Origin of the sequence: Cellvibrio sp. BR (assembly GCF_000263355.1) — a bacterium.
Classification (GTDB): domain Bacteria; phylum Pseudomonadota; class Gammaproteobacteria; order Pseudomonadales; family Cellvibrionaceae; genus Cellvibrio.
Genome location: NZ_JH668200.1, coordinates 250,303 through 271,296 on the forward strand (window position 1 = coordinate 250,303; position 20,994 = coordinate 271,296).

The following is a 20,994-nucleotide window of genomic DNA, read 5'->3' on the forward strand; positions in this document are numbered from 1 at the left end:
GGAGGATAAAGTTAAATCAACTCGCGACGTGCGCCGACCAGCGCTCCAACAGGATCGCCTGGGCATCAATTGCCTCTTCACCCTGTTTGGGTTGGGTGGGCAGGTAGCTGCCGTCCTCTTGCAGAATCCAGGCGTGGGTATTGTCGCGCAGGTATAAATCCAGGTCTTCCAAAATACGGTCGCGGATTTTTTTGTGTTTGATCGGGAAGCAGGTTTCCACGCGATGAAACATGTTGCGCACCATCCAGTCGGCACTGGAGCAGTAGAGTTCCGGGTTGCCGTTATTTTCAAAATAAAACACGCGATGGTGTTCCAAAAACCGGCCGATAATCGAGCGCACCTGAATATTTTCCGATTGCCCTTTTACGCCGGGGCGCAATTGACATACACCGCGCACAATCAAATCAATTTTCACGCCGGCCTGCGAGGCCGCATACAATTCGTTCACCAATTCTTCATCATAAAGTGAATTCATTTTGGCGATGATATGGGCGGGTTTGCCCTGCTCGGCATTTTCTTTTTCGGTGCGAATCCGCCGCACCATACCTTTGTGCAGAGTAAATGGCGCATACAACAGCGATTCCATTTTGGACGCTTTGCCCATGCTGGATAATTGCAAAAATACGCGGTAGACATCTTCACCCAAATCTTTATCCGAGGTGAGCAAACCATAGTCGGTATAAATTTTACTGGTGCGCGGGTGATAGTTGCCGGTGCCCAAATGCACGTAATAACGCAGTTTGGTCTGTTCGCGGCGCGCGACCAAAATCATTTTGGCGTGGGTTTTAAAACCGACCACACCGTAAATCACGTGAATACCAAAACGCTGTAAACGCTCGGCCAGTGCCACGTTTTGTTCTTCATCAAAACGTGCGCGCAATTCCACAATCGCGGTCACCTCTTTGCCCGCTTTGGCAGCGGCAACCAAGGCATCCACAATCGGTGAGTTGGAGCCAGTGCGGTAAAGCGTTTGTTTAATCGCCAGCACTTGGGGGTCGGCTGCGGCCTCGCGTAAAAAATCCACCACACACTGAAACGAATCAAAGGGGTGATGCAGCAACATATCCTGCTTCTGCAACACTTCAAAATACGAATTGTTGCGCTTGGGCAGTTTGGGCATGGCCTGCACAAAAGGTTTGAAATAATGTTGCGGGGTTTTGATCAAATCAAATAAATCGGCGAAGCGATTGAGATTCACCGGGCCGTTTATGCGATACAAATCGCGCTCTTTAATTTCGCAGCGCTGCAATAAAAACTGCTCCAGCTCGCCGGGGCAGGTGTCGGTAATTTCCAGGCGCACTTCGTCGCCATATTGGCGATAGGCAAGTTCACCTTGCACCGCGCGCAACAGGTCATCGGTCTCCTCCTCATCGAGAAAAATGTCCGAGTTGCGGGTGAGGCGGAACTGGTAACTTTCCATCACCGTCATGCCCACAAAAATCTCGCCCATAAAAAAATGAATAATGGAGGAGACAAAAACAAATGCGCGCCCTTGGGTGACTAATTCTTTGGGCAATTCGACAATGTGTGGCAGCGAGCGCGGCACCTGCACTATGGCGCGGCCGGAGTTGCGCCCAAACGCGTCTTTGCCGTCGAGGCGCACAATAAAATTCAAACTTTTATTGAGGATGCGCGGAAAGGGGTGCGCCGGGTCCAGGCCGATGGGGCTGAGTACCGGTAGCACTTCGGATAGAAACACCTGCTTTAAATGCACAATTTGCTCTGGCGTCCACTCGTCGCGGCGCAGCACAGAGATGCCGTTTTCGCGCATCGCCGGCACCACTTCTTCATTCAGAATGCGGTACTGCTCGTCCACCAATTGATGGGCGCGCACAGAAATTTCATTCAGCGTCTGGGTTTGGGTCAGGCCGTCCGGCCCTTGGGTTGGGGGCGCATTGCGCTCCAGAATTTCTACCAGACCACCCACGCGCACTTCAAAAAATTCGTCGAGATTGGTGGAAAAAATACACAGGAATCGCAGCCGTTCCAGCAGTGGCAAACTGCGGTTATAGGCTTGATGCAAAACACGTTTGTTGAATTCGAGCAGGCTCAGCTCGCGGTTGAAATAGGCGTTATCCACCTTGTACCTCGTAACACGATTCATGTGAAGCCAATAAGTTGCGCCAGATTATGGCAATTGTGTGACAGAAATAAGACAGTAGTGTTCCTGTTGTAACACTAGCAAAGAATCGCTGCGGCGGGGCCGTTAGGCGAGAATGAAAAATAGCGGCGGGAAGGAAAAACAAGGCCTGCACCTGCAGGCCTTGGTGACTGATCCACTGGTAGGAATCAGCGGCGCATCAGTTGCACTTGTATACATCAAAACTCTGGCGGCCATCGTTCACCAGGCTAGCGGGAACAATGGTATCACCACCAAATGAACTGGCTTCATTGCGTGCCATGTTGGTCAACTCAGTGGCCACTTTGTTAGGGTCGCGCTTCATAGAGCCAACAAAGTTATCTTTCACTTTTACGTTCACGGTGCGGACTTTTTCACAGCTGCGCACGTTAGCGGCGTTGGCAACCGCCACATTGCTGCCTTGTTCATTTACTTTCACCCAAGTACAGGCGCTGGTGAGTGATACCAGGGCAACAGCCAACAGAGACATTTTTTTCATAAGCAGATCCTCGCAAGTGATGGTGGGGTAGTCGCTGGTCAGATACTAGCCAACGACCAAAAACTCGCGGCTACACTAATGCCAGCGCGTCAGGGTTGCAAGCCTTGCCGCGCGCAAGCCTGTGGCATCAAAGATAATAAATTTGGGCAATCGCTATCGGCAGTAGTATCTTTAGCGCTAGCGCATCTGGCCCCGCTGCCGCGCTGTGACTAATATGCGTCACCCCCGTGTTGCACGACCAATAATCAGATTCAGCGATAGGACAATCCCTAAAGAGGAGTTTACCCATGGGTTCATCACCGCAAGGTGCCCGTCATCACCTGTTCAACCGGCAAAATCTGTGGCGGCTAATCAAGCTGTTGGCAGTGCTGGGGTTTTTTATGTCAATCACTCTTGCCATTGGCAAACTCTACCAAAAATGGGACGACGACCCGGTGCGCGGTGCGCTGGCGGTAGAAAACGGCACGTTTGGCGAGAACTATTCCACCCCCATCTACCTGGATCAGGGTTGGAGCGCCAACGACAGCCTCTGGTACTACAACACCACCCAGGGCTCGGCACTGATTCCCTACGACTTTTTTATCGCCCTGGAACAGGCCGAATTCAACGAGCCGTTTCGCGCCAATAGCCTGATCGACAAATACCGCTACCTGCCGCAAAAACCCACGTTCTTCAACCCCGACGGCCTGCCGGTCGGCTTTGTCAAAGAGAGCTATAAAGGCAAGGATTACGTCGGGTTTACCTGCGCCGCCTGCCACACGGGTCAGGTTAACTACCAAGGTACGGCTATCCGGATCGACGGTGGCCCGGCGCTAGCTGATATGGTGGGGTTTCTCACCGAGCTGGAAAAAAGCATGACCCGCGCACTCACCGACGCGGAAAAAAACCAGCGCTTTGTACAGCAGGTGTTGACGCTGAATAACAGTTACAGCCGCGCGGAGGATGTGCAGAGCGACCTCAAACGCTGGACCCGCAAAATTAACCTCTACAACACTATTAACCACTCCAGTGTCGACTACGGTTATGCGCGCCTCGATGCCTTTGGGCGCATCTACAACCGGGTGCTGGAACATGTGATCAGCCGCAAACAGTTGCGCGATGTACTCATCGGCGCCACCAAAGCCGATGGCGACACCAACCTCATGACCGCCGCACAGGTGGACAAGGTGCTGTACAAGATCAGCGAGACCATTATTGGCGACCTACAGTTTGCCAAAATTATCGAGCGCTTGATGTCTACCGATGACGGCTACCCTGGCCTCGGCATGGTGGATATGGAGCGCATCAAAGCCCTGATTTTCAATGAACCTAACGCCCCCGTCAGCTACCCCTTTTTATGGGACATCGCCCAGTCTGACTATGTGCAGTGGAATGGCTTGGCGAGCAATGCGGGCATGGGGCCGCTTGGGCGCAATACCGGGGAAGTGATTGGTGTGTTCGGCATTTTGGACTGGACCGCCCACAAGCGCGGCTGGACCTTGTCGTCCCTGCTCACCGGTCAGCGCAGCAAAAGTTACCAAATCGACTTTTCCTCCTCGATTGATATGGTGAACCTGTCGCGTCTCGAATCGCACCTTAAAAGCCTGACCTCACCGGTCTGGCCGACGATTGAAACCCACACCAAAAACCCGGAGCAGCAAAAGGCCAATGCGGTATTTGGCGCACTGCCCGAGTGGCGCATCGACTACGCCAAGGTCCGCCGCGGGCGTAAACTCTATGCCGAGTATTGTGAGTCCTGCCATGAAGTGGCGGATCGCACCGACCGGGATCGCATCCTGGTGGCCGACATGTCCAATATCGATGTGGTGGGCACTGACCGGGCCATGGCCGAAAACAGCGTTAATTACACGGGCTATTCCGGTAACTTTAAAAACACCTATCAAAGTGAGAGTGTGGGTTCACTGGTACTTAAAGACCGCGCGCCAGTGGTGCAGATTCTGACTGCCGCCACCATGGGTGAAGTGGCCACCGAACCCGACCCGGATAAGTGGCTGCCGCGCCGCACCCTGGACTGGCTCTATTTAATGGCCAAATCCTTTTTTGATAATGAAATCAAAGCCAGTGTAAAATCCGGCAACTATCTGGCGGATACTACCGCGGCGCCCTATCAATCGCTGCTATCCTACAAAGCGCGAGCCTTGAATGGCATTTGGGCGACGGCGCCCTACCTGCACAATGGCTCAGTGCCCAGTATTTACGACCTGCTGTTGCCAGTGAAGCGCCCGGGTGATCCGGAGGACGGAGAATACCGCCCCAATCAGTTTATGGTGGGCAGCCGCGAGTTTGACCCGATCAAAATCGGCCTGCGCAGCGAGGGATACCCCGGCTTTGAATTCAAGGCCGACAAGCGCGGCGACTTTAATTCAGGTCACGAATACGGCACCATCCACTCACCGCCGGTTAAAGGTCAGCAGCAGGAACCGCTGACGGAAAACCAGCGCTGGGATTTAGTCGAATACATAAAAACCTTGTAGTTAAGGTGCGCTAGCCAAAACTTTGTTGCTACTGCACTGGTCAAAGGAACGATAACGCCACTCTCTTCACGCCCGGCACTTGCGGCGGGCGTGAGCAGGGTGGCGTTGTTGTATGTGGATTACCCTAATTTGAGTTGCCCGACGGCATATGTTGTTAACCATCAGTAAGCGCTGTAAAAATCTCCGCCTGCCGAGCATGCCACCCCTGGTTGCGCTGCTGCTGGCGCTCGCGTCCGCGACCACCCTGGCCAGCACCAAGCGGGTGACTGTGCCCATAGCGCTGCCCTTCCAGCAGCACAGTAGTGCCAGCGCCAGCGCTGTAGCCACGGCGGCAGAGCCATCCGCCCACGGCTTGCAAACCACCCAATTCACCCAGACGGCGCCCGCCCCAATAGCCTCATCGGCGGCAGCCTCCAGTGTTGCCGCGCCAGAACCGGTTCCCATTCCGCTCACCCTTCCCAGAGCCCAGGTTGCCGCCTCCCAAGCGCAGGCCTCCAGTCGCCCCGCGGCTCCCCTTGCCACCAAACCTCCGACTTCATCGGCAGCCGCCAAGCCGGCCAGTACCACACCGGCCGTTGCCAAAACCGCACAGCCAAAACCGGCGCCCGAACCTGCCGTGAACATTCCGCTGGTGACTACCGCGCCGATCAAAGCACCGCGCTACCCAAGCGGCCACCCCGAGGCGTTTGTGGCAGAGTTTGAGGATTATGTGGCGAAGAAAATTGCGCCCTTTGTACCGGGCGTGGCGATTGTGGTCGTCTCGGGCGGGCAGATTAAATCCCTGCAGGGCTACGGTGTGCGCCGCGCGGGCACCCGCGAGAAAGTCACCCCCGATACGGTATTCCGTCTGGCCTCCCTCTCCAAACCCGTAGCCGCTACCGCCGCCAGCGTGCTGGTGCATGAAGGTGGTATCAGCTGGGATACCACCATTACCTCGGTACTGCCTAAAGTCAGCTTTAAAAATGCCAAATACGGCAAGCAGCTGACCCTGCGCCATGCGCTCAGCCAATCATCGGGGTTGCCGCGCCACACTTACAGCCACTATATCGACCAAAACATGAGCTATGCCGATGTGGTGAACCGCCTGCGTTATGTGAACTTCGTTTGCCCGCCCGGCAAGTGTTACGCCTACCAGAATGTCACCTACAGCCTCGCGGGGGATATGATCAAACAGAAATCGGGCATGAGTTTTGAGTCCTACGTCGGCAAAAAAATATTTGAACCCTTGGGGATGCGCAGCGCTTCCTACGGTTTGAACAGCTACAACGCCTCGCCCAACCGCGCCGCGCCGCATATCGCCAATGGCAACCGCTGGGTGCCCACGGCCGTGGTGGCCAACTGGTACAAAGTTGCCCCGGCTGCCGGGGTGAATGCCAGTATTGTGGATATGTCCAAGTTTTTGCTGGGGCAAGTAGGTCGCCGTCAGGATGCCCTCCCACTCGCCGTGCTCAAACCCATTCAGTCGCGAGTCACCAAAAACACACCCGAGCAGAACTACTACGGCGTGCGCAAAGCCGTGGGCAATACCGCCTATGGGCTGGGCTGGCGCGTATTTGATTACGGTCGCAACAAAAACTTTGTACATCACGGCGGCCACGTCAAAGGCTTCCGCACCGAGATGGTATTTAACCGCGAGCTGCAAATCGGCATGGTGTTCCTCTCCAACTCGGAAACCCGTTTGGCGCGCGATGTAATCTTCAAATTTTTAGATATGCACGAGCGCGCACAACAGGCGGCCCGCGCCAAAAAACAATAACCGCGACTCAAGGCTTCACCGCTATCGCCGAGGGACAACTATGGCACTGGCCAACTTGCACCCGCGCCGCATTTTGCAGGCGCTGGATACCATCGATGCCGAATCACCTTCCTACCAATTGAGCCGTCCCGCGGCTTTGCGCCGGGTTTTTACGGTGCTGGCCTGTGTCAGCGTGAGCCTGTTGATCCTCAACTACAGCCGCTACTCGGTAAATTTGCACGAGCTGCTTGCCCGCTTGGGGCAATGGCAATTGCAGGATGCGGGTTATTACCTACGCGCGCTGGAGGCCAGCGGCTGGCTGGAATTGGCGGGTTATATCTGGTGGACTGGCTGCCACCTGTTTGCGTTTATTGTTATTCCCTGGCTGGTGATCCGTTTTTTGTTCAACGAAAAAATGGTCGATTTCGGCTGGCGCTGGAATCAAGTCGGCCAGCATTGGCGCGGTTATTTGCTGCTACTCAGCCCGATTCTGGTCTTTGTGGTACTGGTCAGCCTGGGCGAGGACTTCGTCAACCATTACCCCTTTTACAACCAGGCCGGGCGCAGCTGGTTGGATTTCCTGCTGTGGGAACTGCTGTATATAAGCCAGTTCATCTTTCTGGAATTCTTTTTCCGTGGATTTATGGTGAACGCCCTGCGCCCGGCAATTGGCGCCAATGCCGTGTGGGTGATGTGTGTCCCCTACCTGATGATTCACTTCCCCAAACTCTGGCTGGAGGCAACGGGGGCGATTTTATTTGGCCTCTTCCTCGGTATTTTGGCACTGCAATCGCGCTCTATTTGGGGCGGGGTTTTGGTACATGCCGGTGTCGCCTTGAGCATGGATATAGCCGCCTTGTTGCGCAAAGGGCAGTGGCCGGTCGAACTTTGGTAAGCGGCCTGCCGTGCCGGTTTTTTTTACAGATTCACCCTCACCCTACGCACCCATCGCCATCGCGGATCAATGGCAAAAGCGCCGTTTTGAGCTGTTTTTATGCTAAGCGATTCACGCCTTAGATACCCTCACACTGAAAACCGTTTTTGATCACTTTTGGCGTTAAAAACCCCAGTCTTTAATGCTGATTTCGACGTCGATTTTTTTGTCGAGTTACGCGCCAATTTTTTTGCTAACTCCTTCATATTGCAATAAAAACCCCACCAATACAGAGGCTTAACCTAACCCGCAAAACAATCATTTATATGGCGCGTAAATTGCTAAACCAAAGTGTGAGATAAATCACAGCTTAGCTTGAACGTTCAATCAACTAGCGGAAGGAATTTAATCATGAACACTTGGAATCGCTTTTCCGTTTTACCACTGGCAACACTCGCTTTGGTCAGCGCGCTGGTATGTGGCTCTGTACAGGCGGGCACTGTAGCCTGTGATGCAAGTACCTTGGCGCTCGTCACCAATACCACCGACTGTGAAAGGAGCACCAGCGCGACTCAAGACTTCCTCAACACCGATCCAATAACAGTAAATGCTGAGGAATTTTTTAGTTTCGACGACTGGCTGTTTTTGGATAAAGACGAATACGACGATAATTCAGGCCAAAGTGGCAATTGGGCAGTGGATGCCAGCGTATGGGACAACTACAGCAACCTGATGCTGATATTCAAGGACGGCGCGGGCACTACCTTGGTGGGTTATCTGGCCGCTGACGGCGCTACCGGCGGGACATGGGAGTCACCCTTCCGTGAACCCGAGTTTGATATGAAACCTGATGATAAGATTAAGGACGTTTCCCACATCAGCTATTACGTGCGTGGCGCCGTGACCCGGGTTCCCGACACTGGCTCTATTGTACTGATGCTGATTGGTTTGGCGTTCCTGGGGCTGTCGCGTGCACGCACCACCCAAACCGAATAATGGGTGTTTACCGCAAGGATTGATTGCCCGTAAATGTTGATACTTTAGTCACCCAAACCGCCGTACCCCTACGGCGGTTTTTTTATGCCCGCCAAACCGGTTTTCTGCCTTGCCTGATTATCCGTTGCGACGATTTGGCGGTCCGCATCAATAGTCGGTACGACCTGATTGCTGGATCGTTTTTTTATTTGCATGTATTTGCTTATAGCTGGCGATAAGGATGTTTTTTGTCAGGGGCGCAAGTGTTTCAACAAAATCAACAACTTGGCGCCTAAATTTACATTTAACCTAAAATCCATGCTCATCAAGCCACAAAAACGTGACTTGCATCACTCTTTTTAGCTGCTACATTCACAAATACCACCGCACCAGCAGGAAAACGGACATGGCTCACCAGTATCACAATATGGCTTTTGTAGTTGCCGCCCGCACAGCCTTGGGTTTGCTATTTAGCCTTGCGGCCTTGATCTCGACCCACAGCTACGCCGCCTATGCGGATTGTTTGGCCACCCCTGATACAGACACCCGAGTTGATTGTTTTTCCATACAACCCCACACAGTAGCTGTCGCAAACAATGACGGCTACTTAGATGCCGCCGTGGTCGCCGCCGCCAGTATTGCTACAGCGACTACCCCCGCGGCACCGGCGGCAACCCCCGGTTTTTACGTCGCCCAACCCCATAGCCGTGACGAGCGCCAGCCTGAATCCCTGCCCATAATGCTACTCTTGGCCGCGCTGGTGACCGTGTGGTTAGTACGCGCCAAAAACGTGAATAACAAGTAAGCTAGCCGACGCAATCACGGAAACCTGCGCACTGGATCAAAACAAAGATAGTCATATGTATATCTAGCCAGTAAAATCCCCGCATTCATGCATTTACTGGCTCAGGTTATGGACGTTTCCCTCCTCCTCGATCAACTCAACAACGAACAGCGCGAAGCCGTATCGGCGCCAGCAACCAACCAGCTGATCCTCGCTGGTGCGGGCAGCGGTAAAACCCGCGTGCTAGTGCACCGTATTGCCTGGTTGATTCAGGTGGAGCAGATGTCGCCCTATTCGATCATGGCGGTGACTTTTACCAACAAGGCCGCGCGTGAAATGCGCAGCCGGTTGGATGAACTGTTCAATCAGAACAATCAATACATCAACAGCCGCGCCATGTGGGTGGGCACTTTCCACGGGCTGGCCCATCGCCTGCTCAAAGCCCATTGGCAGGACGCTGACCTGCCACAGAATTTCCAGATTTTGGACAGCGACGACCAGCTGCGCCTGATCAAACGCATTTACCAAGCGCTCAACCTCGACGAAAACAAATGGCCGCATAAACAGGCGCAATGGTACATCAACGCACAAAAAGACGAAGGCCTGCGCTCCCGCCACATTCAGGAAACTGCCGATCCTTTTGTGCGCACTATGCTGCAGATTTATCGCGCCTACGAAGAGGATTGCCAGCGCGGTGGCATGGTAGATTTTGCCGAAATCCTGCTGCGCGCCCACGAACTCTGGCTCAACAAACCGCACATCCTTGAACACTATCGCCAGCGCTTTCCGTTTATTTTGGTGGACGAATTCCAGGACACCAACTCAGTGCAATACGCCTGGCTCCGTATGCTGGCGGGCAAAGAATCGCGCGTGACCGCGGTGGGCGATGACGATCAATCCATTTACGGTTGGCGCGGCGCAAAAATCGAAAATATCCAGCGCTTCTCGCAGGATTTTGCCGACACCCACATTTATCGCCTCGAGCAAAATTACCGTTCCACCGGCAATATTCTCAAAGCCGCCAACGCGGTGATCAAACACAACTACGGCCGCCTCGGTAAAGAGCTGTGGACGGACGGCGACAAAGGCGATCCCATTTCGCTCTACGCCGCCTACAACGAACAGGACGAAGCGCGTTTTATTGTCGAGCGGATTCAGGATTGGGCGCGCAAAGGCCACGCGAAAAAAACTATCGCGATTTTGTACCGCTCCAACGCCCAGTCGCGGGTATTGGAAGAAGCTTTATTGCGCGAGGCAATTCCCTATCGCATTTACGGCGGCCAGCGCTTTTATGATCGCCTCGAAATTAAAAATGCAATTGCGTACATGCGCTTGATTAGCAACCGCCACGATGACGCCGGTTTTGAACGGGTGATTAATACCCCGACGCGTGGTATTGGCGGAAAAACCGTGGACGATATTCGCCTGTTTGCACGCGAACAAGGCTGCTCCTTGTGGACAGCTGCAGAGCAGATGCTCGCCAATAAAGTCCTCACCGCACGCGCGGGCAATGCGCTGCAATCCTTTTTAAGTTTGATTAACAAACTCGCGCAGGATGCCAACGAAATTGATATTCACGGCGATACGCCGGGCTTGGATTTAATCGCCAAAATGGTGATAGAAGACACCGGTTTGTTGCTATTCCATCAAAATGAAAAAGGCGAAAAAGGCCAGGCGCGCGGCGAAAACTTGCAGGAATTAATTACCGCCTGCCGCGCCTTTGATGCGGAAGAAGAGAATGAAGAGCTCTCACCCCTGCAACAATTTTTAGATACAGCGGCACTCGATGCCGGTGAAACCCAGGCCGATGAATTTGAAGATGCAGTGCAATTAATGACCCTGCACTCGGCCAAGGGGCTGGAATTTCCACTGGTGTTTTTAGCCGGTGTGGAAGAGGGTTTGTTCCCGCATAAAATGTCGGCGGACGACCCGGATCGATTGGAAGAAGAGCGACGTCTGTGTTACGTGGGCATCACTCGCGCTATGGAAAAGTTATTTATTAGTTACGCTGAAACCCGTCGCTTGTACGGCAATGAAACCTTTAACGCGGTGTCCCGTTTTGTGAAAGAAATTCCTGAAGATTGTATCGAAGAAGTGCGTTTAAAAACCGCAGTTACCCGCCCGGTGAGCGTTAAACGCCCACTTACCCAACCGTCCAATCGCCAACCCATGTATGACACTGGCGAAGACACCGGTTTCCGCCTCGGTCAGCGCGTGACTCACCCCATGTTTGGCGAAGGTGTTATTTTGCAATTTGAAGGCTCGGGCCCCAACGCCGTGATTCAAATTAAATTCGCCGACACTGGCATCAAGCGCCTGGTGATGCAATACGCGAAATTGACGGGGCTATAAGCAGGCCACATAAAACCGGCAGGGCGCTCCCCAAAAGCGCCCTGCGAGTTGATAATAAATAATGATTTATTTTGTATTGTTCAATCACGGATAAGACAAAGGCTATGAACACCAAAACAATAAATTGGTACCCCTTGGTTATCGTTGTATTAGTCGCCGCATTGGCGGCTGTTTTTGCTGCACTGGTGCTGGAAAAAGCCAAACCCCAAACACTTACAACACATAACAACCCCGCTTCCGATTCGGTATCAACACAAACCTACCACTGGAAAATGGTCACCTCCTGGCCGAAAAATACCCCTGGTTTGGGCGTGGGCGCGGAAAATGTAGCGCGCGTGATTAATGAAATGTCGGGCGGGCGTTTGCAAATCCATGTCTATGGCGCCAACGAATTAGTACCCGCGATGGGCGTGTTTGATGCGGTCTCATCCGGCAGTGTGGAGATGGGCCACTCAGGCAGTTATTTCTGGCGCGGCAAAGTGCCCGCCGCACAATTTTTTACCTCTGTGCCCTTTGGTATGAATGCACAAGAATTGTATGGCTGGATCAACCACGGCGGTGGTTTGGAATTGTGGCGTGAACTTTACGCCCCCTTCAATTTAATTCCATTCCCGGCAGGCAATACCGGCGTACAAATGGCCGGTTGGTTTAATCGCGAAATTAATTCGGTGGAGGATTTGCGCGGTTTAAAAATGCGCATTCCCGGCCTTGCAGGCGAGGTATTTAATCTGGCGGGCGGCACGGCAGTCAATATTCCCGGCGGCGAACTTTATACCGCCTTGCAAACCGGTGTAATTGATGCAGCCGAATGGGTGGGGCCAGAAAATGATTTAGCCTTCGGGTTCCAGCAGATCGCCAAATATTATTACTATCCGGGCTGGCATGAACCGGGCCCGTCGATGGAATTAATCATCAACAAAACGGCATTTGAAAATTTACCCAAAGATTTGCAGGCGATTGTAACTTACGCCGCGCGCGCCATGAGTCAGGACATGTTTGACAGCTACACCGCCAACAACAGTCGCGCCTTAAAAGAATTGGTGGAGCAGCAGGGCGTGGAAATTCGCAAATTGCCCGATGAAGTTTTAACACGCTTTTACGAAATTTCCCAAGAGGTTTACGCGCAGCAGGCAGCAAAAGATCCCCAATTCAAAAAGGTTTACGAATCCTACAAAGCCTTTATGGATGACTCGGCGGATTATCAAAAAATTTCCGAGCAAACCTATTATCAGGTGCGCGAACAACAGCGGCAGTAAACCTGACGATATTCTTTTCGAGCTAGCACCGGATCAGTCGCGATCCGGCGCGCCCAACGGAAACAAACCCCGATACGGCCGCGCTTCGTCAACCACCCGAGCGACTGACGGCCGCGCCAGCAAACGCTGCCGATAAGCCCGTACCCACGCGAATGATTCGGCAATGGGGTGAACCCAATCGGCATAAAACAATGCCGGAGCCGCCGCACAATCCGCCAAACTGAACGCTTCCCCTGCCGCCCAGGTACGCCCAGCCAAGGTCTCATCCAACCAAGCATAAGCGCGCTCCAGCAATACCCGCGCCTCTTCTACGCCGTAAGCATCGCGCTTATCCACCGGCCGCAGACTGTCGAATACAAACTTCTGCATCGGTGTCATCACATAATTGTCAAAAAAACGATCCATCATTCGCACCTCCAGCGCCGCCTCTACCGTCCCGGGCAGCAACCGCACCATACCCGGATGATACAGCCCCAAGTACTCGATAATAATGCTCGACTCAACCACCGTCCTGCCGTTATCCAGCAACACCGGCATTCTCCGTATCGGCCACAAGGCCTGAAACTGCGCCCCCGTCTCAGGTTCATCCGGGCCCAACAAGCGGAATTGAAATGGCAACTCGTTCTCGTAGAGCGCAATCAGTACCTTCTGACAATAGGAAGAAAAAGGATGGGCAAAAAGTTGCAGAGGCATAGCGAAACTCCTGAGTTGGGAAGATAGAGAGTAACGCTCCGTTTAATCAGAAAGGAGCGCTCCCTTCTAGTCGAACGGTCCGCAGGGAAATCGACAGGGAGCGATTATTTTTTTCAGGGGAGGAGTTGCGGCAGAACAGCTACTATGACGTTGTTTCTTGAAAGACTTTTGCAATGCCGCTCAAAGTGCAATTAGGCATCGACTTTATTCACTATTTTTTTGCGTTACTCCGGCTTGTCATCCTGCGCGCAAATTTCTACCAATGTGGCTATGCCATTTTTGCGCAATTTTTCCATCAGCTTGGCAAGCTGTTCTACCTGCGCCGCATCCAACTGTTCACCGTGAATAAACTCAAGCCGCTTCTTGGCAACCAGCTCACGCACATATTCAGGGCGCACACGCAGGCGCTCGGCAGTTTGGGTGATGGAAAGCAGTTGACGTAACATGGGGCGCCTGTGCGATGGGTGGTAGTGTGGATTACTATGCCACAGTTGTTGCGGGATTTATGCCTGTTACAACGCGCTTTCACCGCTGCGGTGTGCAGCGAATCGCTTGGCAGCTGTGAGTTGCCGCTGGCTGTGCCATAATTTCCCTCCATAACCCTAATCATTTTTTCGCCCCACCTTTTTATAAACAGGTTCTCTTATGGCCAACCTCGGCACGCTCTATACCGTCTCTGCCCCCTCTGGCGCAGGCAAAACCAGTTTGGTGAGCGCACTGGTAAAATCCAATCCCGAAGTCTGTGTGTCGGTGTCGCACACCACTCGCCCTATGCGCCCCGGTGAAATTGACGGGGTGAATTACCATTTTGTTGATCACGCGACATTTGAATCCATGCTGGAGCAGGGCGCCTTTCTGGAACATGCACGAGTGTTTAGCAACCTTTACGGCACATCGCAGCAGTGGGTGGTGGATACGCTAAAGCAGGGCATCGACGTGATTCTGGAAATCGATTGGCAGGGCGCCGAGCAAGTGCGTCGTTTGATGCCAGGCACAGTGAGCCTGTTTATCCTGCCGCCGTCATTGGCCTGTTTGCGTCAACGCTTGACCGGTCGCGGTCAAGATGATGTGGCGGTGATTGATGCGCGGATGAGCGAGGCGATTAGCGAGATGTCGCATTACGTGGAAGCGGACTACTTGATCATCAACGACGACTTCACCGTGGCGCTGGCACAATTCCAGGCGCTGATTACCAGCCAACATATCCGCCTGGCACGCCAAAGCGAGCGCCATAGCCAGTTATTAAAGGAGTTATTGGCTTAGTTATTGGTTTAAATGTGCCCAGTGCGGTTGGCATAGGTGCCACCGCTGACGCATAATAGCCGACCGGACTGCAGCCCCGCTGCCTGTCCACCCCAAGCGCCTATAGATCACACCAAGTAGAGCACACAAAGTTATGGCACGTATTACCGTTGAAGATTGTTTGGATCACGTTGATAACCGGTTTGAACTGGTTATGGTTGGCAGCAAGCGCGCGCGTCAATTGGCAATCGGTGGTAAAGAGCCACACGTGGCGCCCGAAAACGATAAACCTACCGTTATCGCCCTGCGCGAAATTGAAGAAGGTTTTATCGATGCCAGCATTCTGCTGGAGAAAGACACGCTGCCACAGCCAAAACCCGAGCGCGTGTACGAGAACGATATCTAAGATTTTGATCATGCCAGTCGCCGCTATACTCCATAGCGGCAATTCTGTCTGGAGAAGGGCGTGCAAACCATAGAGGCTTTAAGCCACCGGCTATCGTCTTATCTGGAACCTTCCCAAATCAATTTGGTGAAGCGCGCCTACTTCTATGCCGAACAAGCCCATGACGGCCAAAAACGTCGCAGTGGCGAAGCTTACATAACACACCCTCTCGCGGTTGCCGACATTTTAGCGACCATGCACATGGATCATCAGAGCCTGATGGCGGCCATGCTGCACGACGTGATTGAAGATACCGGCATCAGTAAAAAGGCAATCTCCGGTCAATTTGGCGATGCGGTGGCGGATTTGGTGGACGGTGTATCCAAACTGACCCAGATCGAATTTGAATCCCACGCCGAAAAACAAGCCGAAAACTTTCAAAAGATGGCCTTGGCCATGGCCAATGACCTGCGCGTGATACTGGTCAAGCTCGCTGACCGTTTGCACAACATGCGTACCCTGGGCGCTATGCCGCCCGACAAAAAGCGCCGCATTGCCAAAGAAACCCTGGAAATTTACGCCCCTATTGCCCACCGTTTGGGTATGAATGAGGTGCGCCTGGAGCTGGAAGATCGCAGCTTCTACTGCATGTATCCGCTGCGCGCCACCCGCTTGCAAGCGGCGCTCAAAACCGCGCGCGGCAACCGCAAAGAATTAGTCGAACAAATCCAGACCTCGTTTGAAAAACGCCTGCAAAAAGAAAGCATCAACGCCATTGTGATTGGCCGGGAAAAACACTTATTCAGCATCTACGAAAAGATGCGTCAAAAGAAAAAATTCTTCAAAGAGATTATGGATGTCTACGCCTTCCGCATTGTGGTGGACTCGGTAGACACCTGCTACCGCGTGCTGGGCGTGGTGCACAACCTCTACAAACCTGTAACCAGTGAGTTCAAGGATTACATTGCCATCCCCAAAACCAATGGTTACCAGTCGCTGCATACTGTGTTAGTAGGCATGCATGGTGTACCAATAGAAGTACAAATCCGCACCAAAGAAATGGACGAAATGGCAAACAGCGGTATCGCCGCCCATTTCCTGTACAAATCCAATAGTGACGAACCCGTCAACGCCAGCCACAACCGCGCGCGCCAATGGGTGCAGGGTTTGCTGGAAATGCAGAAAAATGCCGGCAACTCCCTCGAATTCATCGAGAACGTGAAAATAGACCTCTTTCCCGACGAGGTCTATGTATTTACCCCCAAAGGCAAAATTGTCGAGCTGCCCACCGGCGCCACACCGGTCGATTTTGCCTACGCCGTGCATACCGATGTCGGCAATACCTGCGTTGCCTGCCGCATTAATGATCGCATGGCGCCCCTGTCGCAGCCGCTGCAATCCGGGCAAAAGGTGGCGATTATCACCGCCCAGGGCGCGCAGCCGAATCCCAGCTGGCTCAATTTTGCGGTGTCAGCCAAGGCGCGTTCAGCGATTCGTCACTACCTGAAACACCAGCGCCATCATCAATCGGTCAGCTTGGGCAAACGCATGCTCAGCCGCGCCCTGAGCGAAATCCAGTTGGACCTGGAACATTTGCCCGAGGAGCTGCAGCAAAAACTGCTGAGCGGCGCGCAACTGGAGTCCATGGATAAACTCTATGAAGAGATTGGCCTGGGCAACAAAGTGGTTTATTCGCTGGTGAAATTGCTGCAGCCGGATGCCGAACTCAAGCCGCGCTCCGGCTCTGCTAACTCGGCAATTACCATCGATTCCGCCGAAGGTATGATGATCAGCTTCGCGCGCTGCTGTCGCCCGATTCCCGGCGACCCGATTATCGGCCATGTCAGCTCCGGTAAAGGCTTGGTGATTCACCAGGACACTTGCCGCAATATCGCCGAGATTCGCAATTACCCCGATAAAATCAGCCAGGTTAACTGGGCTGCTACCGTCAGCGGTGAGTTTTTGGTGGACGTGCGCGTCGAAGTGGAAAGCGAGCGCGGCATTATCGCCACCCTCGCCACCCGCATCACCGAACAGGGCGCAAGTATTGAGCACATCAACGTGCACGAGCGCGACGCTCACAACAGCGTGATCCACCTGTGTATCGGCGTACACAACCGCATCCATCTCGCCAACATCATGCGCCGCATCCGTACCCTGAGTTTTGTGATTCGCGTGAATCGCTCTAAAAATTAATCACTCACCATTAAGGTTTCCCCATGACCAACAAAGCCATTATCCACAGCGATAACGCTCCCGCCGCTATAGGTACTTATTCACAGGCGGTGAAAGTCAACAACACCGTTTACCTCTCCGGCCAAATTCCGCTCGACCCCAAAACCATGCAATTGGTGGAAGGCGATTTTGCTGCCCAAGCCCATCAGGTTTTCAGAAACCTCGCTGCCGTGTGTGAAGCCGCCGATGGCAGTTTGAAAGACATAGTCAAACTCAACATCTACCTCACCGACTTGGCCAACTTCCCAATCGTGAATGAAGTCATGGGCCAGTATTTCCAACCGCCCTATCCAGCGCGAGCCGCTATCGGCATCAACCAATTACCACGCGCTTCACTGATTGAAGCAGATGGGATTATGGTGATTTAACTCATCACAACCGTTTAATAAAAAGGCCGGTCAGATTGCTCTGATCGGCCTTTTTGTTGCTCAGACAACCGATTTACTTTTTCAGTGTCGCCTTGGGATTAGGCAAATCCGTAATCGTGCCTGCACCCAATTCCGCCGCCAAACCGACGGACTCGTGTAGAGTCGGATGGGCGTGGATGGTGAGGGCGATATCTTCCACGCTCGCGCCAAACTCCAGCGCCAGGGTCAGTTCACCCAACAGTTCACCGGCGTGCACACCCACCAAACCGGCACCCAGCAGGCGATCGGTTTTGGCGTCGTAAATCAGTTTGGTTTTGCCTTCGCTGCGGTCGGCGGCTATGGCGCGGCCGCTGGCGCCCCAAGGGAAAACGGCGGTTTTGTAGTCCAGCCCCTGTTGTTTGGCTTCTTTTTCGGTCAGGCCGACCCAGGCGATTTCCGGGTTGGTATAGGCGATGGAGGGGATCGCCATAGGGTCAAAGGCGTGTGGATGACCGGCAACACCTTCGGCGGCGGCATGGCCTTCGTGGGTGGCTTTGTGCGCAAGCATGGGTTGGCCGATGATGTCACCAATCGCATAAATGTGCGGCACATTGGTTTGCAGGTATTGGTTGACGGCGATAAACCCGCGCTCATCCACATTAACCCCGGCTTTTTCCGCGCCGATCAATTTACCGTTAGGCACCCGCCCGACGGCGACCAATACGCCGTCAAACTGACGGGGTTCGGCGGGGGCATTGGCGCCGCTAAAGGCTACTTCAATCGCCTCAGGCTTAGCGGTTACAGCTTCCACTTTGGTGGACAGCAGCACTTCAAATTTGCCGCTGGTGTATTTGTTATAGACCGCAATCAGGTCTTTGTCGGCGGCGGGCACCAGTTGGTCGGCAAACTCTACGACCGTCACTTTACTGCCTAGGGCTTCGTATACAGTGGCCATTTCCAAACCGATAATGCCACCGCCAATCACCAGCAGGCGCGGCGGTACCGAACGCAGCTCGAGGGCCCCAGTTGAGTCAAAAATGCGGGGATCTTCGGGGATAAAGGGCAGTTTTACGCTGCGCGAACCGGCGGCGATAATGGCGTGATCGAAGTCGATCAGGGTAGTTTCATCGCCCTTGACCACTTGTAATTGATTGGCGCCGGTAAAACTGCCATAACCTTCTACCACCCGCACCTTGCGGCCTTTGGCCATGGCACCCACCCCGGACACCAGCTTGCTGACCACCGAATCCTTATAGGCGCGCACCTTGTCCAGGTCATAACTTACCGGACCCATGGTCAGGCCGAGATTGCTGACATGGCGCGATTCGTTCATCACCTCAGCGACATGCAGCAGTGCCTTGGAGGGAATACAACCGACATTCAAACACACCCCGCCGAGACTGGAATAGCGCTCGACCAGGGTGACTTCCAGGCCGAGGTCAGCGGCGCGGAAGGCGGCGGAATAACCGCCGGGGCCGCTGCCGAGTACAACGAGTTGGGTTTTAATGACGGTCATGTGCTGCTCCTTTGGACGAGGGAAATAGGTAAGAGGGCGAGCTTAAAAGAAACTGAAACCCACCTGAAAGAGTTTTTCTACATCGCGAATATGTTTCTTTTGCAACAGAAACACTATGACGTGGTCGCCGGATTGCACCACCACATCGTCGTGGGCGATAACCACTTCGTCGCCGTCCGGCCCTTGGCGCACAATCGCACCTATGTTGGCACCTTCGGGCAGATCTATATCTTCCAGCGCCTTGCCGACCACCTTGGATGACTTGGCGTCGCCGTGGGCGATAATTTCAATCGCCTCAGCCGCCCCGCGGCGCAGTGAGTGAACGTTCACTATATCGCCGCGGCGCACGTGGGTGAGCAGGCTGCCGATAGTGGTGGTTTGCGGCGAGATGGCAATGTCGATATCGCCACCTTGTACCACATCCACATAGGCGGGGTTATTGATCAGTGTCATCACCTTGCGTGCGCCAAGGCGTTTGGCGAGCATGGAGGACATGATGTTGGCTTCATCGTCGTTGGTGAGTGCGAGGAATACATCGGTATCTTCGATGCTCTCCTCCATTAGCAGGTCTTTGTCCGAGGCGCTGCCCTGAATCACAATCGCCCGCTCCAGCTGTTCCGAGAGACGGATGCAGCGCATTTTGTTGTACTCGATAACCCGTACGTTGTAGCGGCCTTCGAGCATTCTGGCGAGGCGCAGGCCAATATTGCCGCCGCCCGCAATAGTGATGCGCTTATAGGCCAGTTCAAGGCGGCGCAATTCGCTCATCACTGCGCGAATATCGGCTTTGGCGGCGATAAAAAACACTTCGTCATCGGCTTCGATCACCGTGGTACCGGTGGGCATTATGGCGCGATTGCGCCGATAAATGGCGGCAACCCGGGTATCCACCGAGGGCATGTGTTCGCGCAAAAAGCGCAGCTCTTGTCCGACCAACGGCCCGCCGTGATAAGCCTTAACCGCCACCAATTGCACCTTGCCCTCGGCAAAGTCGAGCACCTGCAGGGCGCCGGGCTGCTCAATCAGGCGGAAAATATACTCGGATACCAACTGCTCGGGGCTGATCAATACATCGATGGGAATGGCGCCCGAATCAAACAGCTTTTGCTGGGTGAGGTAGGAGGTAGCGCGCACCCGCGCAATCTTGGTGGGCGTGTGGAACAGGTGTTCGGCAACCGTACAGGCGATCATATTGATTTCGTCGTCACTTGTTACGGCCACCAGCATATCGGCATCACCCAACCCCGCCTGTTCGAGTATGTCGGGGTGCGAGGCTTCGCCGGTGATCACGCTGATATCGAGCCGGTCACGCAGTTCGCGCAGGCGCGCCTCGTCGGTATCCACCACGGTGATGTCGTTGGCTTCGCTCGCCAGGTGTTCCGCCAAACTGCCGCCAACTTGCCCGGCGCCAAGAATAATAATTTTCATAAAGTGCCTGTTACCTGCCTCAATTTGTCGCCAAGTCTAGCCTTCGCTGCGCACTTTTGCCGCGAGCTGCCTAGGGTATC

The 20,994-nt window shown here is 53.8% G+C and carries 17 protein-coding genes; 11 read left to right on the forward strand and 6 right to left on the reverse strand.

Going from position 1 to position 20,994, the window contains the following annotated elements:
* Positions 1-16: 16 nt before the first annotated feature.
* Positions 17-2,104, reverse strand: coding sequence for a polyphosphate kinase 1 (gene ppk1, locus O59_RS01045; RefSeq protein WP_040391010.1), 2,088 nt, complete (start codon positions 2,102-2,104; stop codon positions 17-19).
* A gap of 196 nt (positions 2,105-2,300) precedes the next feature.
* Positions 2,301-2,618: a DUF4156 domain-containing protein gene (locus O59_RS01050; RefSeq protein ID WP_007638588.1), complete on the reverse strand. Its 318-nt coding sequence runs from the start codon at positions 2,616-2,618 to the stop codon at positions 2,301-2,303.
* A 287-nt stretch (positions 2,619-2,905) separates the two neighbouring features.
* On the opposite strand from O59_RS01050, the gene O59_RS01055 reads away from it, so the two are divergent.
* The 7 genes from O59_RS01055 to O59_RS01085 all read left to right on the forward strand — a co-directional run bounded on the left by O59_RS01055 (position 2,906) and on the right by O59_RS01085 (position 13,068).
* Positions 2,906-5,092, forward strand: a complete 2,187-nt coding sequence (locus O59_RS01055; RefSeq protein WP_007638592.1) for a di-heme-cytochrome C peroxidase — start codon at positions 2,906-2,908, stop codon at positions 5,090-5,092.
* Between the two features lie 196 nt (positions 5,093-5,288).
* A complete protein-coding gene (locus tag O59_RS01060; RefSeq protein WP_007638594.1) occupies positions 5,289-6,848 on the forward strand; it encodes a serine hydrolase in 1,560 nt (519 codons plus the stop codon).
* A gap of 40 nt (positions 6,849-6,888) precedes the next feature.
* Entirely contained in the window at positions 6,889-7,722 is an 834-nt protein-coding gene (locus O59_RS01065; protein WP_007638595.1) for a CPBP family intramembrane glutamic endopeptidase, read from the forward strand.
* 390 nt (positions 7,723-8,112) lie between these two features.
* Positions 8,113-8,697, forward strand: a complete 585-nt coding sequence (locus tag O59_RS01070; RefSeq protein ID WP_007638603.1) for a hypothetical protein — start codon at positions 8,113-8,115, stop codon at positions 8,695-8,697.
* A 385-nt stretch (positions 8,698-9,082) separates the two neighbouring features.
* A complete protein-coding gene (locus tag O59_RS01075) occupies positions 9,083-9,481 on the forward strand; it encodes a hypothetical protein (protein WP_007638612.1) in 399 nt (132 codons plus the stop codon).
* A gap of 108 nt (positions 9,482-9,589) precedes the next feature.
* Complete coding sequence (gene uvrD, locus O59_RS01080) at positions 9,590-11,812, forward strand: DNA helicase II (protein ID WP_040391012.1); 2,223 nt, start codon at positions 9,590-9,592, stop codon at positions 11,810-11,812.
* A 104-nt stretch (positions 11,813-11,916) separates the two neighbouring features.
* The gene (locus O59_RS01085) at positions 11,917-13,068 is read left to right on the forward strand and encodes a TRAP transporter substrate-binding protein (RefSeq protein ID WP_007638617.1); all 1,152 of its coding nucleotides are present in this window, start codon (positions 11,917-11,919) and stop codon (positions 13,066-13,068) included.
* 33 nt (positions 13,069-13,101) lie between these two features.
* Here O59_RS01085 and O59_RS01090 read toward each other — a convergent pair whose 3' ends face one another.
* Complete coding sequence (locus O59_RS01090; protein WP_040391013.1) at positions 13,102-13,761, reverse strand: glutathione S-transferase family protein; 660 nt, start codon at positions 13,759-13,761, stop codon at positions 13,102-13,104.
* 224 nt (positions 13,762-13,985) lie between these two features.
* Complete coding sequence (locus O59_RS01095) at positions 13,986-14,207, reverse strand: hypothetical protein (RefSeq protein ID WP_007638621.1); 222 nt, start codon at positions 14,205-14,207, stop codon at positions 13,986-13,988.
* 199 nt (positions 14,208-14,406) lie between these two features.
* Between O59_RS01095 and gmk the strand changes: the two genes are divergently transcribed.
* From gmk to O59_RS01115, 4 genes are all read left to right on the forward strand, one after another.
* Positions 14,407-15,024: a guanylate kinase gene (gmk, locus tag O59_RS01100; RefSeq protein ID WP_007638624.1), complete on the forward strand. Its 618-nt coding sequence runs from the start codon at positions 14,407-14,409 to the stop codon at positions 15,022-15,024.
* 133 nt (positions 15,025-15,157) lie between these two features.
* Positions 15,158-15,409 carry a DNA-directed RNA polymerase subunit omega gene (gene rpoZ, locus O59_RS01105; RefSeq protein ID WP_007638626.1) on the forward strand — a complete coding sequence of 84 codons (252 nt, stop codon included), beginning with the start codon at positions 15,158-15,160 and terminating at the stop codon, positions 15,407-15,409.
* A gap of 60 nt (positions 15,410-15,469) precedes the next feature.
* Entirely contained in the window at positions 15,470-17,584 is a 2,115-nt protein-coding gene (spoT, locus tag O59_RS01110; RefSeq protein WP_007638628.1) for a bifunctional GTP diphosphokinase/guanosine-3',5'-bis pyrophosphate 3'-pyrophosphohydrolase, read from the forward strand.
* A gap of 23 nt (positions 17,585-17,607) precedes the next feature.
* The gene (locus O59_RS01115; RefSeq protein ID WP_007638630.1) at positions 17,608-17,991 is read left to right on the forward strand and encodes a RidA family protein; all 384 of its coding nucleotides are present in this window, start codon (positions 17,608-17,610) and stop codon (positions 17,989-17,991) included.
* A 73-nt stretch (positions 17,992-18,064) separates the two neighbouring features.
* Here O59_RS01115 and lpdA read toward each other — a convergent pair whose 3' ends face one another.
* Both lpdA and trkA read right to left on the reverse strand, forming a co-directional pair.
* A complete protein-coding gene (gene lpdA, locus O59_RS01120) occupies positions 18,065-19,486 on the reverse strand; it encodes a dihydrolipoyl dehydrogenase (protein WP_007638632.1) in 1,422 nt (473 codons plus the stop codon).
* Between the two features lie 42 nt (positions 19,487-19,528).
* Positions 19,529-20,914, reverse strand: coding sequence for a Trk system potassium transporter TrkA (gene trkA / locus O59_RS01125; RefSeq protein WP_007638633.1), 1,386 nt, complete (start codon positions 20,912-20,914; stop codon positions 19,529-19,531).
* Between the last annotated feature and the right edge of the window lie 80 nt (positions 20,915-20,994).